The sequence below is a fragment of the Mesorhizobium kowhaii genome, assembly GCF_042431665.1.
In the GTDB taxonomy this organism is placed as follows: domain Bacteria; phylum Pseudomonadota; class Alphaproteobacteria; order Rhizobiales; family Rhizobiaceae; genus Mesorhizobium; species Mesorhizobium kowhaii.
The window spans coordinates 1-1,372 of record NZ_JBHLYT010000080.1 but is presented as its reverse complement, the minus strand read 5'-3'; the positions used below and the strand labels follow the sequence as shown (position 1 = coordinate 1,372).

General features: G+C 59.8%; 1 protein-coding gene. It reads left to right on the top strand.

Features of this window, described 5'->3' with window-relative positions; translation table 11 throughout:
- Nucleotides 1-631: 631 nt before the first annotated feature.
- A partial coding sequence (locus ACFFNA_RS34305; protein WP_378924332.1) for a reverse transcriptase domain-containing protein occupies nt 632-1,372 on the top strand: 741 nt, incomplete at its 3' end.

Sequence of the window (1,372 nt, the reverse complement as noted above, 5' to 3'; positions counted from 1 at the left end):
CCTGCGTCTTCGACGCGTGCACATTGGACCGCCGCCGCGTGCCTCACGATGAAACCAGTCGGAAAGCCGGATGCGGGAAATCCGCACGTCCGGTTTGATGAGCGTTGCGCCTTGCAAGCGCGTTGAAGTCTGCCGTCTGAGATGACGGCCGCGGCAAAGCCTAGCGAGCAGCCGCGAACTGAGTCTTGCGTGACGTCCGGTAACGGCCGTTGCGAAGCGTAGACAGGGAGGTTGTAGGCCGGAATGAAGTGAACGGGAAAATAGCCCCGAAATCGAACGTGATCGGAGTAGCCGACCCTGTCTCTCAAAGGGGAAGGCGGAATCGCAACCCGCGTCATCGCGAGCGGGCTGAGGTGCTCCCGGGGTTCGTACCGCCAGCATGCAACCGAAGGCATTGACGTGAACAAGGGAGATCCATCCGGTTCAAGCGCAAGCTTGTAGGACCTGCCAAGCCGATGAGGTGAGAAGGGTCTGATGACCGGGTGGAAGTCAGACTGACTGATAGTACTCGGAGGTCGGGAGAGCCGACTACATGGGGAAGCGGTCAGCGGTAGTTGAATTGTTCTTGGGCGACATGGGCTCCATTCGACGGGAGTCACGGCCTTCTATTCTAAGAGAAGATCAGCTGACTATGGAAACGAAACTTGAACAAATAGCAGTGAAAGCTCGGCGCGAGCCAAATCTTCGCTTCACCTCGTTGGCCCATCACATCACGCGCGACCGAGTGCAAAAGAATCTACTACAGATTCCGAAGCGCTCCGCCGCCGGGGTGGACGGACAGACGGTGGCGGCGGCGAGGGAGAGCTTCGACGGATGGATCGAGCCGATGCTCCAATCCATCCACCGACAGGGATATCGGGCGCCGAACATTCGGCGTGTCTATATCCCCAAGCCCGGTAAGACGGAGAAGCGCCCCCTCGGGGTTCCAACTGTCGCCGACCGGGCGCTCCAGCGCAGCACGGCTGAGGTGTTGTCCGCCATCTACGAGCAGGACTTCTTGCCCTGCTCGTTCGGCGGCAGGCCGAAGCTCAGCGCCCATCACGCCTTGGCGACCCTCAATGAGGTCATCGCCGGCGGCATGATCAGCTGGGTGTTGGAGGCGGATTTGAAGAACTTCTTCGGGAGTCTCGATCATGATTGGGTCCTCCGGTTTGTCGAACATCGAGTCGGTGATCCGCGCCTGATCAGCTTGATCCGGCGCTGGTTGAAAGCGGGCGTCTTGGAAGACGGAGCGGTGCATCCGAGCGAACAAGGAACGCCACAAGGCGGATCGATCAGTGTGCTTTTGAGCAACCTCTACCTTCATTACGTTCTCGACCTCTGGTTCGAACGCGTGGTGAAGGGCCGGTTGCGGGGCGAAGCCCGACTGGTG